This is a genomic window from Acinetobacter sp. AM, from assembly GCF_003105055.1.
Classification (GTDB): Bacteria; Pseudomonadota; Gammaproteobacteria; order Pseudomonadales; family Moraxellaceae; genus Acinetobacter; species Acinetobacter tibetensis.
The window spans coordinates 14,425-35,271 of the sequence record NZ_QETG01000016.1 but is presented as its reverse complement, the minus strand read 5'-3'; the positions used below and the strand labels follow the sequence as shown (position 1 = coordinate 35,271).

At 40.0% G+C, this 20,847-nt stretch carries 26 protein-coding genes and 2 pseudogenes; 24 read left to right on the top strand and 4 right to left on the bottom strand.

The genetic code is table 11. The annotated features are described in order from the left end of the window. Positions 1-20 precede the first annotated feature (20 nt). The 23 genes and pseudogenes from DCO44_RS10040 (at position 21) to DCO44_RS09930 (ending at position 17,068) form a co-directional block, all read left to right on the top strand. Positions 21-1,031, top strand: coding sequence for a phage major capsid protein, P2 family (locus tag DCO44_RS10040; RefSeq protein WP_116761521.1), 1,011 nt, complete (start codon positions 21-23; stop codon positions 1,029-1,031). A gap of 6 nt (positions 1,032-1,037) precedes the next feature. Then, complete coding sequence (gpM, locus tag DCO44_RS10035) at positions 1,038-1,811, top strand: phage terminase small subunit (protein WP_116761519.1); 774 nt, start codon at positions 1,038-1,040, stop codon at positions 1,809-1,811. A 110-nt stretch (positions 1,812-1,921) separates the two neighbouring features. Beyond that, on the top strand, positions 1,922-2,371 hold the full coding sequence (locus DCO44_RS10030; protein WP_116761517.1) for a head completion/stabilization protein: 450 nt from the start codon (positions 1,922-1,924) through the stop codon (positions 2,369-2,371). Beyond that, complete coding sequence (locus DCO44_RS10025) at positions 2,368-2,601, top strand: hypothetical protein (protein ID WP_116761515.1); 234 nt, start codon at positions 2,368-2,370, stop codon at positions 2,599-2,601. Before DCO44_RS10030 ends, DCO44_RS10025 begins: the two co-directional genes overlap by 4 nt. 5 nt (positions 2,602-2,606) lie before the next feature. Further along, positions 2,607-2,822 (top strand): tail protein X, encoded by a 216-nt coding sequence (locus tag DCO44_RS10020; RefSeq protein ID WP_116761513.1) that lies wholly within the window; start codon positions 2,607-2,609, stop codon positions 2,820-2,822. Positions 2,823-2,824: 2 nt separating this feature from the next. Beyond that, positions 2,825-3,175, top strand: a complete 351-nt coding sequence (locus DCO44_RS10015) for a putative holin (protein WP_016168144.1) — start codon at positions 2,825-2,827, stop codon at positions 3,173-3,175. Further along, positions 3,172-3,444 (top strand): phage holin family protein, encoded by a 273-nt coding sequence (locus DCO44_RS10010; protein ID WP_116761511.1) that lies wholly within the window; start codon positions 3,172-3,174, stop codon positions 3,442-3,444. The genes DCO44_RS10015 and DCO44_RS10010 overlap by 4 nt, the downstream gene beginning before the upstream one ends. Continuing rightward, on the top strand, positions 3,441-4,295 hold the full coding sequence (locus tag DCO44_RS10005) for an N-acetylmuramidase domain-containing protein (RefSeq protein ID WP_116761509.1): 855 nt from the start codon (positions 3,441-3,443) through the stop codon (positions 4,293-4,295). Before DCO44_RS10010 ends, DCO44_RS10005 begins: the two co-directional genes overlap by 4 nt. Before the next feature lie 34 nt (positions 4,296-4,329). Next, the gene (locus DCO44_RS10000) at positions 4,330-4,839 is read left to right on the top strand and encodes a phage tail protein (protein ID WP_116761507.1); all 510 of its coding nucleotides are present in this window, start codon (positions 4,330-4,332) and stop codon (positions 4,837-4,839) included. Between the two features lie 3 nt (positions 4,840-4,842). Beyond that, positions 4,843-5,289 carry a phage virion morphogenesis protein gene (locus DCO44_RS09995; protein ID WP_116761505.1) on the top strand — a complete coding sequence of 149 codons (447 nt, stop codon included), beginning with the start codon at positions 4,843-4,845 and terminating at the stop codon, positions 5,287-5,289. 76 nt (positions 5,290-5,365) lie between these two features. Next, a complete protein-coding gene (locus DCO44_RS09990; RefSeq protein ID WP_116761503.1) occupies positions 5,366-5,995 on the top strand; it encodes a phage baseplate assembly protein V in 630 nt (209 codons plus the stop codon). Further along, complete coding sequence (locus DCO44_RS09985) at positions 5,992-6,339, top strand: GPW/gp25 family protein (protein ID WP_116761501.1); 348 nt, start codon at positions 5,992-5,994, stop codon at positions 6,337-6,339. Before DCO44_RS09990 ends, DCO44_RS09985 begins: the two co-directional genes overlap by 4 nt. After that, a complete protein-coding gene (locus tag DCO44_RS09980) occupies positions 6,336-7,241 on the top strand; it encodes a baseplate J/gp47 family protein (RefSeq protein WP_116761499.1) in 906 nt (301 codons plus the stop codon). The genes DCO44_RS09985 and DCO44_RS09980 overlap by 4 nt, the downstream gene beginning before the upstream one ends. Continuing rightward, entirely contained in the window at positions 7,238-7,768 is a 531-nt protein-coding gene (locus DCO44_RS09975) for a phage tail protein I (RefSeq protein ID WP_116761497.1), read from the top strand. The genes DCO44_RS09980 and DCO44_RS09975 overlap by 4 nt, the downstream gene beginning before the upstream one ends. Positions 7,769-7,771: 3 nt before the next feature. Further along, positions 7,772-8,611 (top strand): phage tail protein, encoded by an 840-nt coding sequence (locus DCO44_RS16845; protein WP_228157539.1) that lies wholly within the window; start codon positions 7,772-7,774, stop codon positions 8,609-8,611. Beyond that, entirely contained in the window at positions 8,608-9,024 is a 417-nt protein-coding gene (locus DCO44_RS09965; protein ID WP_116761495.1) for a hypothetical protein, read from the top strand. The genes DCO44_RS16845 and DCO44_RS09965 overlap by 4 nt, the downstream gene beginning before the upstream one ends. 102 nt (positions 9,025-9,126) lie before the next feature. Next, positions 9,127-10,299: a phage tail sheath protein gene (locus DCO44_RS09960; protein ID WP_116761493.1), complete on the top strand. Its 1,173-nt coding sequence runs from the start codon at positions 9,127-9,129 to the stop codon at positions 10,297-10,299. Positions 10,300-10,316: 17 nt separating this feature from the next. Further along, positions 10,317-10,832 carry a phage major tail tube protein gene (locus DCO44_RS09955; protein WP_116761491.1) on the top strand — a complete coding sequence of 172 codons (516 nt, stop codon included), beginning with the start codon at positions 10,317-10,319 and terminating at the stop codon, positions 10,830-10,832. A 69-nt stretch (positions 10,833-10,901) separates the two neighbouring features. Next, a complete protein-coding gene (locus tag DCO44_RS09950; RefSeq protein ID WP_116761489.1) occupies positions 10,902-11,237 on the top strand; it encodes a phage tail assembly protein in 336 nt (111 codons plus the stop codon). 23 nt (positions 11,238-11,260) lie between these two features. Next, on the top strand, positions 11,261-11,365 hold the full coding sequence (locus tag DCO44_RS16840; protein ID WP_228157538.1) for a GpE family phage tail protein: 105 nt from the start codon (positions 11,261-11,263) through the stop codon (positions 11,363-11,365). Next, positions 11,362-13,821 (top strand): annotated as a pseudogene (locus DCO44_RS16995) (phage tail tape measure protein); the annotation flags it as partial. The gene DCO44_RS16840 and the pseudogene DCO44_RS16995, both read left to right, overlap by 4 nt. A gap of 1,622 nt (positions 13,822-15,443) precedes the next feature. Continuing rightward, positions 15,444-15,869, top strand: a complete 426-nt coding sequence (locus DCO44_RS09935) for a phage tail protein (protein ID WP_116761483.1) — start codon at positions 15,444-15,446, stop codon at positions 15,867-15,869. Beyond that, a complete protein-coding gene (locus DCO44_RS09930) occupies positions 15,866-17,068 on the top strand; it encodes a contractile injection system protein, VgrG/Pvc8 family (RefSeq protein WP_116761481.1) in 1,203 nt (400 codons plus the stop codon). The genes DCO44_RS09935 and DCO44_RS09930 overlap by 4 nt, the downstream gene beginning before the upstream one ends. A gap of 40 nt (positions 17,069-17,108) precedes the next feature. Here the strand turns inward: DCO44_RS09930 and DCO44_RS09925 are convergent, their stop codons facing one another. The 3 genes from DCO44_RS09925 to DCO44_RS09915 form a co-directional block, all read right to left on the bottom strand. After that, positions 17,109-18,230 (bottom strand): DUF3800 domain-containing protein, encoded by a 1,122-nt coding sequence (locus DCO44_RS09925; RefSeq protein ID WP_116761605.1) that lies wholly within the window; start codon positions 18,228-18,230, stop codon positions 17,109-17,111. Positions 18,231-18,292: 62 nt separating this feature from the next. Beyond that, positions 18,293-19,099 carry a DNA adenine methylase gene (locus DCO44_RS09920; protein WP_116761479.1) on the bottom strand — a complete coding sequence of 269 codons (807 nt, stop codon included), beginning with the start codon at positions 19,097-19,099 and terminating at the stop codon, positions 18,293-18,295. Then, entirely contained in the window at positions 19,062-19,265 is a 204-nt protein-coding gene (locus DCO44_RS09915; protein ID WP_116761476.1) for a Com family DNA-binding transcriptional regulator, read from the bottom strand. Before DCO44_RS09915 ends, DCO44_RS09920 begins: the two co-directional genes overlap by 38 nt. A gap of 118 nt (positions 19,266-19,383) precedes the next feature. On the opposite strand from DCO44_RS09915, the pseudogene DCO44_RS16965 reads away from it, so the two are divergent. Beyond that, positions 19,384-19,551, top strand: a pseudogene (locus tag DCO44_RS16965) (ogr/Delta-like zinc finger family protein); the annotation flags it as partial. A 163-nt stretch (positions 19,552-19,714) separates the two neighbouring features. On the opposite strand, the gene DCO44_RS09905 reads toward DCO44_RS16965, so the two are convergent. Beyond that, entirely contained in the window at positions 19,715-20,845 is a 1,131-nt protein-coding gene (locus DCO44_RS09905) for a putative phage abortive infection protein (protein ID WP_116761472.1), read from the bottom strand. Positions 20,846-20,847 lie beyond the last annotated feature (2 nt).

Genomic DNA, 20,847 nt, shown 5'->3' with positions numbered 1-20,847 from the left:
AATTATAAAGAGTAAATCTTATGCGTACAGAAACACGTTTTAAATTCAGTGCTGCCATGAAGGAATTGGCAAAACTAAACGGTGTAGAAAAAGTCTCTCAAAAGTTTACAGTTGCCCCAACTGTTCAGCAAAAGCTAGAAGACAAAATCCAGTTGTCATCGGCATTCTTACAGAAAATTAATGTCTTTTTGGTGGAAGAACAATCAGGTTCAGCCGTAGGACTTGGCATTTCTCGACCGATTGCTTCACGTACCAATACGGATAATACGGATCGTCAAGCAAAAGATCCGTCAGGTATGGATGAGCGTTTCTATATGTGCCGTAAAACGGACTTTGATACAGCTATCAAATATCAAAAACTGGATCAATGGGCGAAGTTTAAAGATTTCTATGCTCGTTTTAGTGGTCAAATCCATAAACGCCAAGCCCTTGACCGTATCATGATTGGTTTCAATGGTACGTCAATTGCGACCACAACCGACATTGTTGCTAATCCAAAATTGCAGGATGTAAACAAAGGTTGGTTGCAAAAAATGCGTGAAGAAAATCAAGCACGTGTACTTTCTTCAGGTGCAACCACTGGGAAAATTATCATTGGAAAAACAGGTGATTATAAAAATGTAGATGCTTTGGTGATGACCTTAGTCGATGAAATGATCGATGAAGTTCATCAGGACAATCCAGACCTTGTTGTTCTGTGCAACCGAAAAACTGTAGCAGACAAATATTTCCCACTGGTGAACCAGGATCAACCGAATTCTGAGAAGTTGGCTGCAGACATCATTATCAGTCAAAAGCGTATGGGCAATTTACCTGTTTATGCAGTGCCATATTTCCCAGAAGATGCCATTTTGGTCACCACTTTCGATAACTTATCGATTTATGTACAGGAAGGATCTCGTCGTCGTACGGTCATCGATAACCCTAAACGCGATCAAATCGAAAACTATGAATCATCGAATGAAGACTATTACATCGAAGATCTTGGTTTAGCTGCGATGGCAGAAAAAATCGAAATCCAAGCGGGGTAATGTTGAATGAACTTAGCACGACAACATTTTCAAAAGCATAGTGCTAAAGCAGCAGCCCTTTCGGCTGCTGAGTTCGGCACTATGCAGTCGCAAACAGCTTATGAAATGCAATTGATGCAGCTCAACCAAGACCGCCACCGACTTCGCCAGATCCAATCGACTGAAGCAAAAATTAAGCTTAAACAGGGCTTAGTGCCAACATACCTTCCGTATGCAGATGGAATCATGGAAGCCAATACAGGTGTCCAAGATGAAGTTTTTATGACGGTGTTGGTATGGTGCATTGACACAGAAAACTATAGCAAAGCCCTTGAAATGGCTGAGTTTGCACTGCGTCATAACATGATTATGCCAGATCGTTTTGAGCGTAAAACGGCTGTTTTAGTTACTGAAGAAATTGCCAATGCCTTTTTGAAAGTGCTTAAAACCAATGCTGCAGTGGATATTTCAGTTCTTCAGCAACTCGATTCACTGGTTACACCAAGTGATGAAGAAGATCCAGACATCGATCCAAAAGTTTTGGACATGCCAGATCAGGTTAAAGCCAAACTTTTTGTTGCACTCGGTAAAGCCAATATCAAGCTCATTCAAAGCACTGAACAACCATCAGAGCAAGATTTGGAAAGTGCTAAATCTGCACAAGGTTATTTAAGTCGTGCCATTGAATTGGATGACAAATGTGGCGGTAAACAGGACTTAAAGACGGTTGAAACGCTTTTAAAAAAATTCACACCACCTGAACCAGTCCAAACGAATGCTGGAGATTCTTCTCCAACATAAGAGTGCCCACGCACCGCATGGGCGAACAATAGGGATGTCATTACACTGTAATACACATAATTACTATTGTTCCCACCCATGCACTAACAACAACAACGGCAGGGGATAGCATGGGATTCGTCGCAAATGGCAATAACACACCAAGCCAAATCCAAATCAAAAGTGACCCGTTTTATCCGATTATTCTTCTGGATCACATCCGAGAAATCGTCCGTATCGATGGTGCGGTTACAAACGAACGACTCAAACAAGCCATCATTGAAGAAGTGCTCGATATCAACCGATTGCTAGTTTCACTCAAAGCCAAAGCATCTATTTTGTCAGAACTTTCAACATCACAAATCAATGATCAGCCAGATACCGATTTTCTCTATTTGTCTGCAGTCGCCAATGGTGTGGCAGCCAAGGTCAATGAGAACTATCGAAATTATGACAGTTCCAACTCTGGTACCAAAAGAGCAGAGCAAGCCGAATGCACCGTCGATGATTATCGTCGCAACAAGCAATGGGCAATCCAACATTTATTAGGTGAAAACCATAGCGTAGTGGAGTTGATATGAAAATGAATATTTCTTCTGTCGAAAGTCATAAACGTACGCATTGGTATCGTTTTTCTCAAAAAGAATTAGAGCGACTTGCACTTGAAAAAATTGCTCAGGAACTTGGTTTGGATCTGGCACAAACGCATTTAAGTTCAGAATCAAGAATTATTTCAAATTCAGGTGGTATCAATCCCACGACTTATGAATGTGAAATAAAAATCGTTGAAAGCTTGGATTGTAAGGATTAGTCATCATGGCCACCAAAACCATCATTGCCATACAGAACGACACCATCGACTCCATTTGTTGGCGTGAATATGGACGTAGCTCTGGCGTGGTCGAAATGGTACTCGAAGCAAATCCAAACATCATTGAGCACGGTGTACTGATTCCGATGGGGACGGAAGTCATTCTGCCTGATATTGAAACGCCACAACAAACAAAACAAAGCATCCAACTATGGGACTAAACATGGCAGAGCCAACAACAACTACAGCAACAATTGCAACACTCAGTGCGGTTTCATTACTTCCATTTATTAATGGTAATGCATTGCTTGGGGCAGTTTTAGGGGCAGCATTTATTGCCACATTTGAGAAAGACTTAAATGCCTATCAGCGCATTCGCAACATGCTGCTTGCGACAGGCATCGGTTATATCAGTGCACCTTTAATCACTGAACATACATTTCTAAAAACAGATGCGGTCGCAGCACTTCTTACATCAACCCTTTGCCTATTTGTACTCATCAAAGTGGTGGATTGGGTCAAGACCGCCAAACTTTCAGACATCTTGAACATTTTCCGAGGTGGAAAACCATGATCGAACTAATTTTCCAGTGGGTCGCAGTCGTAGCCTATTTACTCTGCGGATTTCGTATTGCTTGCTTCAGTCATGGTGGAAATTTCCATCGTGGCTATTCATGGTTAGCTGCCATTTTAATTGCCTCATTTTTAGGGCAATCCATTCATATTCTTTTTTTTAAAGATCCTGTCACATTGTGGGATGCCATCTTTGCAGTACTTCTTGCAGTCATCATTTGGCAAACCAAAGGAAATGTGGCCAAGCTTATTTGGAGAGCTACAACATGATTATTAAATTTGGTGCACGTGGTGAAGATGTCGTTACCATTCAGAAGAAATTAAAAGAATTAGGCTTTAAAGGTAAAACAGGTAAGCCACTCAGTACAGATGGTTTGTTTGGTGACAGTACCGAATATGCAGTCATTCAATTCCAAAAAAGCAAAGGACTTTTGGTCGACGGCAAAGTCGGGGATAAAACCCGTGCAGCACTTGCAGGTGCAGACATTAGTAAATTGCTCAAAGACAGTGATTATGTTGCAGCTGCCAAACGCCTGAAAGTTTCAGAGTTAGCCATTCGTGTGTTTGGTGCAGTTGAAGGTCGTGGCGTTGGTTTTCTTAAAAATGGTAAAGCCAAAATTCTATTTGAACGTCATCGTATGTACTTTTACCTGACCGAATGCAAAGGCAAAGCCTTTGCCAATCTGCAAGTAAAATCATGCCCAAGTATCGTGAATCCAGTCACTGGTGGCTACAAAGGCAATGAAGCGGAATACACTCGGTTACGTCTGGCACAGAATATTCATACCGATTCAGCATTGATGTCCTGTAGTTGGGGGCAGTTCCAAATCATGGGTGAAAACTGGAAAGAATTGGGGTATGACTCAGTCGTAGACTTTGTCGAGCAAATGCAGACCAGTGAATCGCTACAGCTTGAAGCTTTTATCCGATTTATTGAGTGGAAAACTGGAACGGTAAATGGAAAAAAAATTTCCCTATTGGACGCACTCCGCGCGGAAGACTGGGGTTCCGTATTTAGTCTTTACAACGGTCCGAACTATAAAAAATTGGGTTACCAAGCCAAGTTCCAAAAAGAATGGGATCACCTAGAGCCAATCTATGGCATGAAGCAAGTCGCATGATGGTATCACTGCATTTTATTTCAGGAGCAAAACCGTGAAAAAGCCCAATAGCCTACGCACCCATTTACTCAATTCAGTGAAAGAATTACAGCGTGATCCTGATAGGATGCTCATTTTTACTGACAAAGGTAATGTCCGTTGTACGATGGCAAATGGGCTTTCATTCGAATATGTCTATGACTTAAATTTCATCCTGACAGGTTTTGCAGGAGAATTGGATGCAGTCATGCTTCCGTTGTTTGCATGGGTACGTGTCCATCAAAGTGAGTTATTGGTTAATCTGGATAAATCCAAAGAAGCCTTCAAATTTGAAACTGAAATTCTCAGTAATAATACGGTGGATTTGTCCTTGACCTTACCAATTACAGAGCGAGTTATTGTCAAACGTCAGGAAAATGGCACATTGGATATCACATTCCCTGATGAACCTCAGTACGAAACGGCCACAGAATCTCAACCATTTAAAATGATTGACCAGAAAACTGGGGAAACATTGGCAGAGTGGTTATCTGCACCTCCTGAAAATTACTACTTTGGAACTTAATACATGGCAGAGCTGCAGGCACTCAATGAGCATCTTGGCGCTTTGCTGATTCAGTTAAGTGATGCTGAGTTGCATAAATTAGAGATGGGTATTGCCCGTAAAATTCGGGCATCTCAAAAGACCAGGATCTCGAAACAGCAAAATCCAGATGGCTCTGCTTTTGTACCCAGAAAAAAACGTCTTCGGGACAAGAAAAATAAAATTAAGAACAAAATGTTCAATGTCATTAAAACTTCAAAATATATGCGTATTGAACGAACTGCCGATGGCGTTGCTATAGGCTTTATGAATCGAGTGGCAAACATTGCGCGTGTTCACCAGTATGGTCTACGGGATCGGGTCGAAAGAGATGGTCCAACTGTCAAATATGACGCTCGTGAACTTTTAGGATTCACACCCGACGAATTAGATATGATCGAATCTGAAGTCTTAAATCATTTATCAAAATAATAAAATTCATTTGTATATAACTCACATACAAAAATAACCACATGCATAAATTAGTGGGCTGCATAACGATTGCATCATGAATGCAGAACTCGCTCGACGTCTTGAAAATTTAATCCGTTTAGGACGTATCAAGACCATTACACCGTCTCAACCATTTACAACAGTCACCGTCGATTTAGGCGAGATTACGACTGCAAATATCCGTTTTCTAAATTTAAGAGCAGGGGACGATAAAACTTGGGATCCGCCTAGTATTGGTGAAGAGGTTGTAGTTTTAAGTCCATGTGGTGTGCTTGAGATGGGTATTGCAATCGCAGGTTTAAACAACGAATCCAATCCTGCTCCTTCAAATGATTTGAATAAGAATATTCGCATTTATTCAGATGGCTGTTTCATTTCTTACGATGTCAGTACCCATGCTTTAGAAGTCATTCTCCCTGCAGGTGGAACGGCTGAACTCACAGCATTAGGTGGGATCACCATCAATGGAGATACCACTATCAATGGCAATGTTCAGGTCAATGGTAGTCAGGCCATGACAGGGAATAACACGGTTGGCGGTAGCCAATTGGTACAGGGTAGTAGCCATTCAATAGGTAATTTCAGCACAGATGCCGATGTGAAAGCAGGCAATATCAGCTTGAAGTCTCACAAAACATCAGGCATTCAAACAGGTGGTGGAACATCAGGAGTACCCGTTCCATGATTAATAAAAACAATGGTCAGAGTATCGCCACAGTTCAAGAATCCATTCAGCAATCATTACAGGACATTATTACTACACCCATTGGTAGTCGTGTCATGCGTCGATCTTATGGGTCACTTATTTTCGAACTGCTCGATCAACCCATCAATGATGTCCTGGTACTGAAATGTTACAGCGCAATTTATACCGCAGTTTCAACTTGGGAACAGCGTATAAACATCAGCCAAATTAATGTTTACAGCGTAGCAGGGAGTGGTTTGGTTTTTGACATAGAAGGTGTCTTTAAAACATCAGGACAAGCCATGAATTTAAGAATTCCACTCAATATGGGGGCAAAAGCATGAGTATCGATTTTAGCCAACTTGCACCACCCGACATTATTGAAAGTCTCGACTTTGAATCTGTTTATGCGGAAAGAAAAATCGCTCTAATTGAACTTTTTCCAGACGATCAAAAAGTTCAAATTTCAGAAACTTTAGAGCGTGAGAGCGAACCTCTGACTAAGTTTCTTCAAGAGAATGCCTATCGTGAATTGGTATTGCGTAACCGTATAAATACGTCTGCACGTGCATTATTACTGGCTTATGCCACCCAAAATGATCTTGATCAAGTCGGAGCAAATTTCAATGTGGTTCGTTTAGTCATTAAGCCTGCAGATACTACAAAAACACCACCAATTGCAGCGGTGATGGAATCAGACGATGCCTTTCGTGAACGGATTCAACTGGCTTTTGATACTCTATCTGTCGCAGGTCCTGAAGCAGCTTATAAGAAATTTGCCCGTGATGCCGATGGCCGTGTGGGTGATGTTTCGGTGGTTTCACCCCAACCTGCCTATGTCACTTTAACCATTTTACAAGCGGACTCTTTAACTGGAGCTGCTTCTCCAGAACTGATTCAAATTGTCGCAAATGCGGTGACCGCAGAAGATAAACGTCCTATTGGAGATCGGGTCACCGTTCAGTCCGCATCCATTGTCAACTATGCCATTAATGCCAAACTCTACATCGGTAAAGACCCAGAAGCAGCAACGTTGTTGCAACAAGCGGTTTCAAATGTAACAGCCTACGCCACCAAACAGAAACGATTGGGCAGATCCATTCGTTTGTCAGCGATTTATGCTGCTTTACATATTGATGGTGTAAATCGAGTGGAATTGATCAGTCCTGCTGCAGATGTAGTTCTAACTCCTGCCCAAGCATCCTATTGCACCAATATTTCAGTGACGATCGGAGGGGTTGAATGAGTCAATTACTTCCCCCGAATAGCACTCAATTTGAACGAAATGTCACAACAGTAACAGCACAAAATAGTGCCTTACCTGTAGCAATCAAAACACTGGCTTCCATCGATGATGCGCCAGATCAATTTTTATCATTTCTTGCTTGGCAGTATTCAGTCGACTCATGGGACACCAGTTGGCAACCGTCATTACAGCGTCAACTGATTAAAAAATCCTTTCGCCAACATCAAATTAAAGGAACGCGTCAGGCGGTTCGTGAAGTACTGGCACAGTTTGGCTATCAGTGCATTTTCAAAGAATGGTTCGAAGTCACCCCGATGGGTACACCAGGAACTTTCACCTTAGAACTAGATCTCAATGGTCTGGAACTGACAGAAGACACCTATGCCGAAGTGAATCGGCTTGTAAAAGATGCAAAGCCTGCTAGTCGGCACCTCACCAATTTAATTATTAATGTACAACCCATCTGTATTCCGCGAGTTGCTGTCGGCACTCATGGCGCGGAAACAGTCACAATTTATGTCGAGTAGAATATGGCAGCAACCTACAAAGGTATTTTAACCAATAACGGTAAAGCACTGATTGCAAGTGCAACCCTCAACAATAAAATCAACTATTCTCATATTGCGGTTGGCGATGGAAATGGCTCCGTGCCTACGCCTTTAGAAACGCGAACTGCATTAGTGAATGAAAAAGCTCGTATCGCTCTCAATGTCGTGGAGATCAATCCTAACAACACCAATCAAATTGTCTGTGAAGCTATCATTCCAACAAATATGGGGGGGTTTTATATTCGTGAACTGGGGCTTTACGCTGGCTCAACTATGGTAGTCAATGCGAGTTACCCTCCAACCTATAAGCCCTTAGCAGATGAAGGTGGTGCACGGGAAATTGCGCTGAAGTTCGTCATTAATGTTCAAAATGCCGATGTGATTGCTTTGTACTTAGATGATTCATTAATTTATGCAACTAGAGAGTGGGTTAAAAGTAACTATTTAGGTAAAAATGAAAATGCGGTAAGTGCCTCAAAACTTAAATATCCAAGAAAAATAGCGGGGGTAGATTTTGATGGTAGTACAGATATTGCTTTGCCGATGTTAGGGATTGATCAAACGTGGAAAGACGTCATAGGTTTACGGTTTCTAGACGTTTTTTATGTAAATCCATCCAGTAAGCCCATCCAAGTGATTATTTCCTATAGTTATGCTTGGGGTGGAATGGTTACTTTTAAAAAAAATGGCGTGAATGACGGTTATATTCCTTTTAATTCAGATTCATCAGGACAACTAAGTTTTATCGTTCCTAATCAAACATCATATAAAGTTTCTTCTGGAGATGGAATGGAAGTGCTTAGTTGGGGCGAATTATCATGAAATATTATAAATCTCAAAATAATGAAGTATTTGCTTTTGAACTTGATGGTTCTCAAGATAATTGGATCACAAAAGATTTAGTTCCTATGTCTAAAGAAGAAATTGATCGTCATCTTAATCCGCAAAACTACCTTACCGAGGAAGAAAAAGAACAGCTTAGACTAGCCCAATTTAAACCTCTAACGCGTTATCAATTCTTTCGTGCTCTTCTTGAATTTGGTTATAAATCAGTAGACATAGAGGCAAGGATCCAAACTATTCAAGATGAATATCAGCGTGAACTGGTTTTGCTTGGTTGGCAGTCAGCCACAACTTTTGTTAGAACTGATGAAAGTATATTGATGATGCAGAGTTTACTTGAGTGGACAAATAGTGATGTAGAACAGATGTGGATCTATGCTATGACTGTATAAAGATTTGTATATAACTCACATACAAACCAAAACAACTGACAAAAAAGGTTCAATTTGTAAGCCTGTGATCTGAAAACAAAACAACAGATCACAGGCTTTTTTATGGCTACAGATTTATATTTTCATGGAGTACGCGTCTATGAACTTAGTGATGGCAATCGACCAATTAAAGCAGTTTCAACTGCAGTTATTGGGCTTATTGCTACCAGTGAAGATGCAGACGCAGAAACATTCCCTCTCGATAAAGCAGTTCTAATTACCAACATCCAAACTGCAATTGGTAAAGCTGGGACAAAAGGAACTTTGGCACGTTCGTTACAAGCCATTGTTGACCAAACTAATACGCTTGTTGTTGTTGTACGTGTTGCAACGGCCGTCAGCGAAGCGGAACAAACCACAGCGGTAATCGGTAGCACAGTAAATGGTAAGTACACAGGGATGAAAGCCTTACTTACCGCAGAGCAGCACCTTGGTATCAAGCCACGTATTTTAGGCGCACCAGGACTCGACACTGCTGCAGTCACAGCTTCACTTATACCACTTGCTCAAAGTTTACGTGCATTTAACTATGTATCTGCATATGGTTGTGAAACCAAGGAAGAAGCAGTTGCCTATCGTGATGCTATTGGCTCACGGGAAACTATGGTTATCTGGCCTGACTTTCTAGGTCTGGACACTACAACATCATCAACTACAACGTTTGAAGCAACTGCTCGAGCACTTGGCTTACGTGCCAAAATCGATAACGATGTGGGTTGGCATAAAACACTTTCCAATATTCCAGTAAATGGAGTGACGGGCATTTCTAAAGATGTGTTTTGGCAACTTCAAAGTATGGATACAGATGCAGGCTATCTTAATAGTAATGAAATCACCACGCTTATACAGCGCGACGGTTTTCGCTTCTGGGGTTCACGTACCTGTTCAACAGATCCTCTTTTTGCTTTTGAAAACTATACCCGCACCTCGCATGTTATTGCAGACACGATGGCAGAAGGCCATATGTGGGCTGTCGATAAGCCTCTACATCCAAGTCTAGCCCGTGACATTGCTGAAGGCATTAATGCCAAATTCCGTGACCTTAAGACACAAGGCTACATCATTGATGGTGAATGTTGGTTTGATGATTCAGCGAATAGTAAAGAGACCCTAAAAAGTGGGCAGCTTTTATTGGATTACGACTATACCCCAGTTCCTCCACTAGAGAACTTAGGACTACGTCAGCGTATTACAGATAAATATCTTGCCGATTTTGCTTCACGTATGACTGCATAAAATAAGGATAAAACAGCATGGCTTTACCCAAAAAGTTAAAAATGATGGACCTGTTTAACGATGGTTTTTCATACCTCGGTCAAACAGGTGAAGTCACCATTCCAAAGTTGGTTCGTAAGCTTGAAGACTGGCGTGGCGGTGGCATGAACGGCAACATCAAGTGGGATGCAGGACTGGGCGATGACATCACCGAGTTCAATTGGAAATTAGGTGGTATTGATTCTCTCATCCTTGAACAGTGGGGTGCAGCAACCGTTGCAGCCAACATGTTACGTTTTGCTGGCTCATATCAGCGTGATGACACTGGAGAAACGATTGCAGTAGAAATTGTGGTGCGTGGTCGTCATGAAGAAATCGACTTCGGCAATCAAAAAGCAGGGGATGACACTGAAACCTCAGTCAAAACCATCTGGTCGTACTACAAGCTGTCTATCGATGGCGTAGAAAAAATCCTCATTGATATTCCAAACATGATTGAACGTGTCAATGGTGTAGATCTGCTTGAACAGCATCGCGCCAACATTGGCCATTAATTTTCCTACCCTTCTGTAGCCCAGTGCTGCAGAAGGTTTTTTTACTCCACTTTTATAGGAACTACCTACATGTCAACTCAAGAACAAATTGAAAACCAAGAAGCTATCAATCCAGACTTACAAACCATTGATCTTGAAACTCCATTAATGATGGGAACCATTGAAATCAATGCATTAGAAATTCGTAAACCGAATGTAACAGCACTACAAGGTGTGAAAATTGCCGATCTTTTAAATGGTGATGTCACTGCAATTTGTACTGTGCTGCCTCGAGTGTGTACACCAACATTAACGAAATCCCAAATCAATCAACTTGAACCTGCAGATCTTGCCCAAATTGGTGGCGCGCTCGTACTTTTTTTGCAGCCGAAATCTGTGCGTGTAGAAGCGTTACGCCAACTGTAGACGACGCAATCTCGAACATTGCGGTGGTATTTCACTGGCCACCGCAAGCCTATGTCTATATGACACTCAGTGAATTGATGCAATGGCATCAAAAAGCCATTGAACGAAATGGGTCTGATGCCGAATGAAAAAATTAAGATTAGAAGTCCTTTTTGGAGGCAGGGATAAACTCAGTCCTGCACTTAAAGTGATTGCTGGCAGCAGTAATGCTGCCAGTAAAGCTTTAAAAAATACCCGTGACGAATTAAAAAGGCTGAACGATCAACAAAAGCAAATTGATGGTTACGTCAAACATAAAAAAGCCACGGAAGAAAGTGGCAATGCTTTAAAAGCCGTTCAAGAGCGTATCAAATCTTTACGTCTCCAAATGAATGCAAATCCATCAGAAAAGTTAACCAAGGAATTTGATAAGGCGACCAGAGAAGCCAAGAAGCTGAAAGATGCTCATACCCAGAATCAAACCAAACTGCAGCAGTTGCGTAATGAACTCAAGCAGACAGGTATCTCTACAGGGAGTTTGGCAGATCATCAAGTTGAACTTTCTAGAAGAATTAATTCAGCCAATTCATCGATCGACAATCAAAAGAAAAAACTAGAAACCTTAAACCGATTGCAAAAGACACACGGCAATTATTCAGGCTATGCGCGTACTGCTGCCATGTATGGGGCAGGTGCAGTTGCTACAGGTGTAGGTGCAATGTACACCATGCAAAAGCCGATCAATGAAAGCAAACGTGTAGACGTCGAACAGAATCGAATTGCATCACTAGGTTTAGGTAAAGATGCCACGGAAGAGGCGATCAAGTACGCCAAAGCCATGAAAACTTTCGGTACCAGTACACTCGACAACTTAACTTTAGTACGCGATGGGGTAACCGCCTTTGCAGACGTGCATCATGCAAAAATTGTTGCACCTATGCTTTCTAAGATGAAGTTTGCAAACGAAGCAATGTATGGCAATGAACATGGGGCAGAAAATGAAAAGAAATTCATGGACATGCTTAAAGTCATTGAAATGCGGAATGGCTTAAAAAGTGAAGCTGCATTTAAAGAACAGGCCAATATTATTCAACAAGTCATCACCGCAACTGGTGGACGTGTTCAGCCAGAAGAATGGCTAAATGTCATTAAAACAGGTGGTATCGCTGCCAAAGGTTTTGATAACAAGGCCTTTTATTACAAGTTAGAACCTCTGGTGCAGGAAATGGGTGGTCATCGAGTTGGTACATCCATGATGTCCGCATACCAAAACTTATACCAAGGACGAACCACGCAGCGAGCTGCAAATAACCTGGCCAAGTTCGATTTAATTGGGGACATGAGTAAGGTTAAACATAATAAAACAGGGGATTTATCTTATCTCGATATCGGTGCAATTAAAGGGGCCGAGTTATTTAAGAAAGATCAATTTGCATGGATGGAACAAGTTCTGGTACCTGCCTTAAATGCCAAAGGTATTACCAAGGAAGGGGACGTTGTCGATGCGATCGGAAGCATCTTCTCTAACCGTACTGCATCCAATCTATTTGCTCAAATGTACATGCAGCGTGAGCAAATCCATAAGAATGCCAAGCTGAATGAAGGGGCATTCAATATTGAACAATTGGATACCCAAGCCAGAGGGTCAACCACGGGTAAAGAACTCGAAGCCAAAGCCAAATTGCATGATGCGTATTTACGCTTTGGACAAACCATTTTGCCTGTCTATACCAAAGCACTTGAACTGGCAGCAGGGGCATTCCAAACCTTCACAGGATGGATGGAGAAAAATCCAACCTTGGCAAAAGTTCTTGGGGTTGGGCTGTTGGTCATTGCAAGTAGCTTAATTGCCATAGGCGGTGCATTGGTGGTGTTTTCTCCCCTTATTTTAAGTATGTTAAGCCTACGCTTAATTATGGCTTCAACCGCTGCAAGTGGTACAGTTTTAGGTAAAGCATTCAGCAAAATTCCCTCAGTATTCGGCGTTGTTAAAACTGTATTTATGGGGCTTGGACGTTCTGTTCTATGGCTAGGTCGTTTATTTATAGCAAATCCAATTTTGTTGGCCATTGCAGCAGTCGCAGCTGCAGCATTTCTTATTTATAAAAACTGGGAACCAATCAAAGGCTTCTTTGTCGATTTATGGGGAACAGTAAAAGCAATTTTTAATACTGCAGTCACAGATATCAGCAATCTTTTTCAGAACATCTGGGGCAGTATGACTGCCATTATTAAGGGTGTGTGGAGTGGGATAAAAACTGCATTTCAATCAGGCATAGACTTTATTATGGGAATTATTCGAAGCGTGGATAACACCTTTGCCAATAATCCATTCTTAACGTTCCTCATGCCATTTATTGGGATTCCACGTTTAATTATTGCCAATTGGTTCAGTATTTCAGCGTTCTTTGCTCAAATCTGGGATGCGGTATACATCAGCGTATCGACCAGGATAAATGCAATTATCAGTAGCATTATGACTGGCTTCAGCAATGTATCTAGTTTTGTGACTACAGTTTGGAGCATGGTCAGTGGTTTTATTTCAACAATTTGGCAAGGTATCACTTCAACCATTGCAGCCAAAGTAAATGCAGTATTCAGCATTGTCAGTATTGGATTCCAAATTGTTCAAAACTATATCACTGGGGTTTGGAACAGTATCAAAGCAGGAGTTTCTACAGCATGGCAAACCCTTTGTAATATTTTTACTCTCATTTCACCTTTGCCTTATATCAGCAGCGCCTTTCATTCCGTATTGAATTTCCTATCAGGTTTATATGGTTCAATGAAAATTTTGGGTAGTCATATTGTTCAAGGACTTATTGAAGGCATTCAATCAGGCTTTGAAAAACTAAAAGGGGTCTGGTCGACCATTAATAGTTATATGCCAGACTTCATGCGGAAAAAAATGGATATTCACTCCCCAAGCCGTGTCATGGCTGCCTTAGGTGGTCATGTTATGGGGGGCATTCGCGTAGGTTTGGAGCAAGGCTTTCCTGACTTGAAATCTCAGTTTTCAAATGTCATGGATTTTCTTAAACCGCAATTTGCTCACATGCCACAAAACTTTGATATTGCTCCAGTATTACCACAGTTCAAATTACCAGAACTGATTCAGCGTTTAGGTATTCAGCCTGTGCTACCGCAGTTCAAATTGCCAGAATTGATTCAGCGTTTAGGTATTCAGCCTGTGCTACCACAGTTCAAATTACCAGAACTGATTCAGCGTTTAGGTATTCAGCCTGTGCTACCGCAGTTCAAATTGCCAGAATTGATTCAGCGTTTAGGTATTCAGCCTGTGCTACCACAGTTCAAATTACCAGAATTGATTCAGCGTTTAGGTATTCAGCCTGTGCTACCACAGTTCAAATTACCAGAACTGATTCAGCGTTTAGGTATTCAGCCTGTGCTACCGCAGTTCAAATTGCCAGAATTGATTCAGCGTTTAGGTATTCAGCCTGTGCTACCGCAGTTCAAATTGCCAGAATTGATTCAGCGTTTAGGTATTCAGCCTGTGCTACCACAGTTCAAATTACCAGAATTGATTCAGCGTTTAGGTATTCAACCTGTGCTACCGCAGTTCAAATTACCAGAACTGATTCAGCGTTTAGGTATTCAACCTGTACTACCGCAGTTCAAATTGCCTGAAATGATTCAGCGTTTAGGTATTCATCCTGTGCTACCGCAATTCATATTACCAGAATTGATTCAGCGTTTAGGTATTCATCCTGTGCTACCGCAGTTCAAATTACCAGAACTGATTCAGCGTTTAGGTATTCAGCCTGTCCTACCGCAGTTCAAATTGCCTGAACTGATTCAGCATTTAGGTATTCAACCTGTGCTACCGCAGTTCAAATTGCCTGAACTGATTCAGCGTTTAGATATTCAGCCTGTGCTACCGCAGTTCAAATTGCCTGAACTGATTCAGCGTTTAGGCATTCAACCAACTGTTTTAAGTAATACTCAGCCAAATCTTACAGAATTTACTGAAAAAATTAATGTGGAACCTGCTTTAGCTAAAATAAGCCCAGTAAGACAACTCTCAGCTTCAAGTCGTGGTGATGTCATTGTTCAAGGTGACACGATTACTATCCAGATCCATGCTGTACCAGGACAAAACCTACAGCAACTGCAAAACATGATTGAAAACGTATTGAATAAACGTGATCAGCAAAAACAAGCACGTGCACGTAGCAGTTATTTGGACCAACGTTAGGAACATACAAAATGATGATGATTTTCGGCATGTTCGTATTTTCAATTCCGACGGCCACCTATCAAAGCTTGCAGCGTAGTACATCTTGGAATCATGCCAGTAATAACCGTTTCGGAAGCATGCCTGCGTATCAATACGTGGGCAAGGGGGAAGATACAATCACGTTAGATGGCTCAATTGTTCCTGAATTTGGACAACAGCTTTCTATTACGGCACTTCGTGTCATGGGAGATACAGGTAAGTCTTTTCCTCTTATTGCAGGAAATGGAAAAATTTATGGTATGTGGAAACTCGACGAGGTCAAAGAAACCCAGACTTATTTCTATAAGGACGGCTTACCAAAGAAAGTCGAATTTTCGCTAAAACTCACCAAGACCCAAACGGGAGGAGTTTTAGTTGGTAACGTGCTTGGCAATATGGTGGCGAATGTTCTATGAATGAAAACAGCTATTCGCATGCGATTTATAAATTACTGGTGAATGGTACCGACATTGGTACCACAGTTCAGGATCGCCTTATCAGTATGACCATTACCGACAATCGGGGTATCGAATGTGACTCTATTGATCTGGAACTATCAGATCATGATGGATTATTACAAATTCCACCCAAAGGGGCAGAAATCGAAGCATGGATTGGATGGAGTGATTCTGGGCTTGTCTACAAAGGTAAATATGTCATCAAGGAGCGCAGACATTCAGGTTCACCAGATGTATTGTCCTTGCGTGGTGAATCTGCGGATTTAAAAGCCCAATTCAAAAAGAAAAAAGAACGCAGTTTTGACAATAAAACCATTGCTGACATTATTCAGACGGTTGCTACAGATCATGGGCTAACAGCGAAAATTAATAGTCGCCTTGGAGCAATATTATTGCCTCATCTTGATCAAAACGAATCGGATGCCAATCTCATTACGCGTATTGCAGATGAGCATGATGCGATCGCTACCGTCAAAAATGGTTTTTTATTGTTTATGTCCAAAGGGGAAGGTAAAACCCTAAGTGGTAATCCACTCCCAGATATTATTATTACCCGTGCTCAAGGTGACTCGCATACATTTAGTGACACTGATGGTGCGGATGAAGTCTCAGGAGTGACTGTATTTTACTATGACACGATCCATGCAAAACGCCAAAAAGTCACAGTGGGTATATCCGATGAAAATACCCGTGAACTGCGTAATATCCAACGAGATAAACAAACTGCAGAGCATGTGGCACAGGCTGAATACAACAAAATTAAAAGTAAGTCCGCTACCTTTAGTTTTAAATTGGCTTATGGTAATCCTGAATTAATCCCAGAAGCACCACTGCAGTTTATTGGTTTTAAATCACTGATTGATGACATTGTTTGGCTAGGTACAAAAGTCGTGCATACCTTAGATGCAAGTGGCGGCTTTACTACAGATTGTAATGCTGAAATTTATCTTCCAGATGCCGATGATTTGTCACAGCTCATCGATAATGAAATAGGCAATTACACTGGAGTCTTGGCATATTACAAAGACGGAAAAAATACACCGAAAGTCACCAAAGGTGATCAAACTACGCCTAAGCGTTTGACCTATTTGTATAAGAACAAAGCCACGGCTACCACAGCCCTCAATCGTGAATTTAATCTGATTAAGATAAATTAATATAAATATGGCTAGGTTATATAGCCTAGCCATATTATTTCTAAACTAAGAATGATGTACGCCTTTTTTCTTCTAATTCTATAAGCTGTTGTCCTCTTAAATAGTCCTCTTGAGTCATAGGTCCTAAGGAGTTCATCCAATTTTCAAAGCGAAAAGTAGTAGCTTTAATTGAGACCTCATCGAAATATGCTTTATTCAATTGAGAGTTTACAAATTGAATAAGAGAAGGATGATTTAGCTTGCCTTCCTGATATCTTTTAAATAACCATAAATAAAGATCAACTAGCTCTAAACCATATGAATTCTTGGAGCTTGAAAATGATGGGAAGGGCATTTTAGTCTTTCTAAAGTCCATTTCACCAATATTGAAACCTAAAGGATAACTTTGTCCTTCTACTCTCCTATAAATTTCTGCTAAATAATCTTGCACTGTATTAAATTGATCTTGTTGATCGATCGTAACTTTAAAAACTTTTCGTTTTGCCTTTTTTGATCTATTTACGATTCCAAGATAAGCAGATTGAAAACCTATCAAATTAGGGGAAATGAATTTTTTGTCTCGTTTTGACTTAGCATTAAAATGTAATTCACGAGTATTATGGATTGCCCAAGATAGTGTGTCATGAAATAGAACATTTAATCTTTTATCTTCTATTTTATGAAGTTTATTTAGTAGTTGGTTACAAATATTTTGTACCATTTCATCGCAGGTTGAATCTTTAGATTCTAAACGAGCTGACCAAGCTATCTTCTTTAATTCTGTTGTAAATAATTTATCTAGATGAGCTAATAAAACATATCTCAATGGTGTCCAGTAACCAGACCACGTCATCGCTGGATTTATGCCTTGATCAAAAACTTGATCAAAAAAGCAAAGAACAGGGTAGTCTGATTTATCTAAACGATAAAAATCGAAAGAAATTTTTCTTTCTTTTGAAAGTTTATATAAGTCAGGAAGAATTTTTACGAGATTTGTTTCACCTAATTCTGCTGCGTGTAATCTATCTTCAACACCTAGAATTTTTCTCATTTTGCAGACTTCAGGCTCAGCCAAAATATCTAAGTTTAGATGTGACCCTAATACGCCATAATATAAATATGGTTGAGTGGAATCAAAAAGATTGTTTCCAGTATGACCACTTTCATCTATATAAAAAAACATAATTATTATCCTCAAGTAAGCATTTAATATAAAAGAAAACCCACTAAAAGTGGGTTTCATATTTAGAAATTGGTAATAATCAATTCATTGCCATTGTGTTCTTCATGAGCCGCCTTGTTATTTACAGACCATCGAATCTTTTTATGCTGAATTTTATAGTCCTTAAACAGCTCTCGTACTTCAGGTGTATCGTTCAGACTGAGAATAAATTTGCCCTGAATTTTGTCCAGGTAATCCTTTAAATCATAAAAGTCCTGTTTTGACCAAATCCCTTTGCCGTATACGTTTTCGCAGTCCCAATATGGCGGGTCTAAATAAAAGAGTGTTTCAGGACCATCTGCACGTTTGATAATGTAATCATAACTTGCATTCTCAATCACAACATTTTGTAATCGGGTGTGAATCGAACTTAAATGTGCTCGAAGATCTTCACCAAGTTTGAGTCGGCTCTTTCTATCACGGCTATAAGAAAACGATCCATCCAGTTGGCAACCAAAAGCAGATCGGAGCAAATAATAGAACTTGGCAGCACGTTGAATATCAGTTAAACCGCGGTCATTTTTTCGCATTTCATTGAACATGGTGCGTGAGAACAGCGTATTTTCAAATTCAGTTAAAAACGCTTCAAAGTGATATTTAATAATGCGGTACAAATTAATCAAATCATCATTAATGTCGTTAATGATTTCGACAGGGGATTCCCCTTTTTTAAACAGTACCCATCCAGCTCCACCAAACACTTCAACATAGGTTTTATGTTCAGGCATTAATTCAATAATGGTACGTGCGAGTTGAGATTTTCCGCCAAGCCATCCAGAAAAGCTGTGACCTTTAGGATTGTATTGAGGTGTTGTAGTAGTGTTTGTCATCGATCTTACCTGTATCGAGTCGACGCTCTGGGCGTTCAGGTAAGGCACTCAGGGTGCTCTGGTATGTATTTAAAGTTTTACAACGTGGGCATTTCACTTCTATGGTGTCAAATGCTCCAATTCTGGCGAGCAGCTTAAAGCAGCACTGACATTTTAAATTTTGCATAAGTTTTTCTACATGAGCAAAACAGGCGAAATCTTATTAAAATTCAACAAAAAGAACAAATATTTATTCTTTTATTTTAGAATGGTGAAAAATATATTCTTAATAACTGGGGGTGAACATGTCGGCAATAAGTTACAACACAATCAATAAAAATAATTCAAGACCAAAAATGGTATGTCCACATTGCAAAACTTCAGTCCTAAAAATCAGAACCAGTGAACAGAAGCATGCATTGCTTAAAGAAATTCGGCTGCAGTGTCCGAATCTAACATGCAGCTTTTCTTGTGTAGGAAATATTGAGTTGATTTACACACTTTCACCAAGTGCAATGCCCGATCCATCTATCCAATTACCTACGATTCAACAGTTAAAAGAACGTAAAGCTGCAAATGATGAGTAATAAAAAAGGTCACTACATGTGACCTTTTTCATCATGGTGGTTACCCATTCTATGTAGTTGGGCTTGTATTAGATTCAAAGAGAAAATCTAAAGTTGCTTTTCGGGGAGCTATAAATGCCTGTTCATCATACAAAATTTTTAAATAATTTTTCGAAAATCCACTCATATTAAAAGAGTCAATGTTCCTGAGTAAGCCGTATATTTCGATATATTGTTTTAATGACGTATTATCTTTAATCACAGCATAATACGCCATACAGATAGTTTCATGAATTGTCAGAGATGAAAGAAAAATATTAGTAATGCTGCCATCAGAATTATAAGTAGAATTTTTCTGAATGAAATCTAATATAGATACGATGTATTCAAAATATGAGTAATCCTCAAAACAAGTGTTGTGAGTAGCTGTTTCAATGGCATATCTATGACTAAGGACTTGTTGAATTGTTTTCTTTTGTGCTTCTTCATAATTAATAGTTATATCAAGATCTTTTATGCCATTGGAAAGACTTATTGAAAAGACTTTTATGAATGCATCACCAATAAGGTCATGATATTCATTAGGTCGTTTCGACTTAATTATAAGCCTAGAGAATCTTAAGTTTTTTTCATCTAAAAGTTTAAATAGTAGAATGTAAAAATTTTGCTTTTGCCCTTCACTAAGTTGATTACTAATCAATATTTCTTGATTTGCTGCAATTTGTCTTTGTTCATCTGCAATTTCATTACTTTTCCTAATTTCATCCTTTTGATCTTCAATTTCTAATCGTTGTGCATGTAACTCTTTTCGCTGTAAAAATAATGAAGCCACTAAAAATGTAAATGCTAAACCGCTAAATAATGTATTAAGTGATCCATAGCTATCACCATAAGTACCGTAGGTGTCACCAATTTTCTGAAATTTGGTTTTTTCTTCATCAATGGTTTCAGATTGTTCAGGCTCAGTCTTGAGCATGGCATCAATTTGATATGGAATGACTATTTGTGGTTGATTTTGCTTAGTACTATCTAGCAAATTTAAAAGAAAAGGATAACCCAACCAGAGTAATACAACAAAAATAACGCCAACAACAATTAGTACTAACTCGCCTTTTGATGAGCTTGAAGTCTTGGGTTGACTATTCTCTGTATTTGTTTGATCTGAGATAACAGTAGTTCTTTCACTAGTATTGCTAGACATAA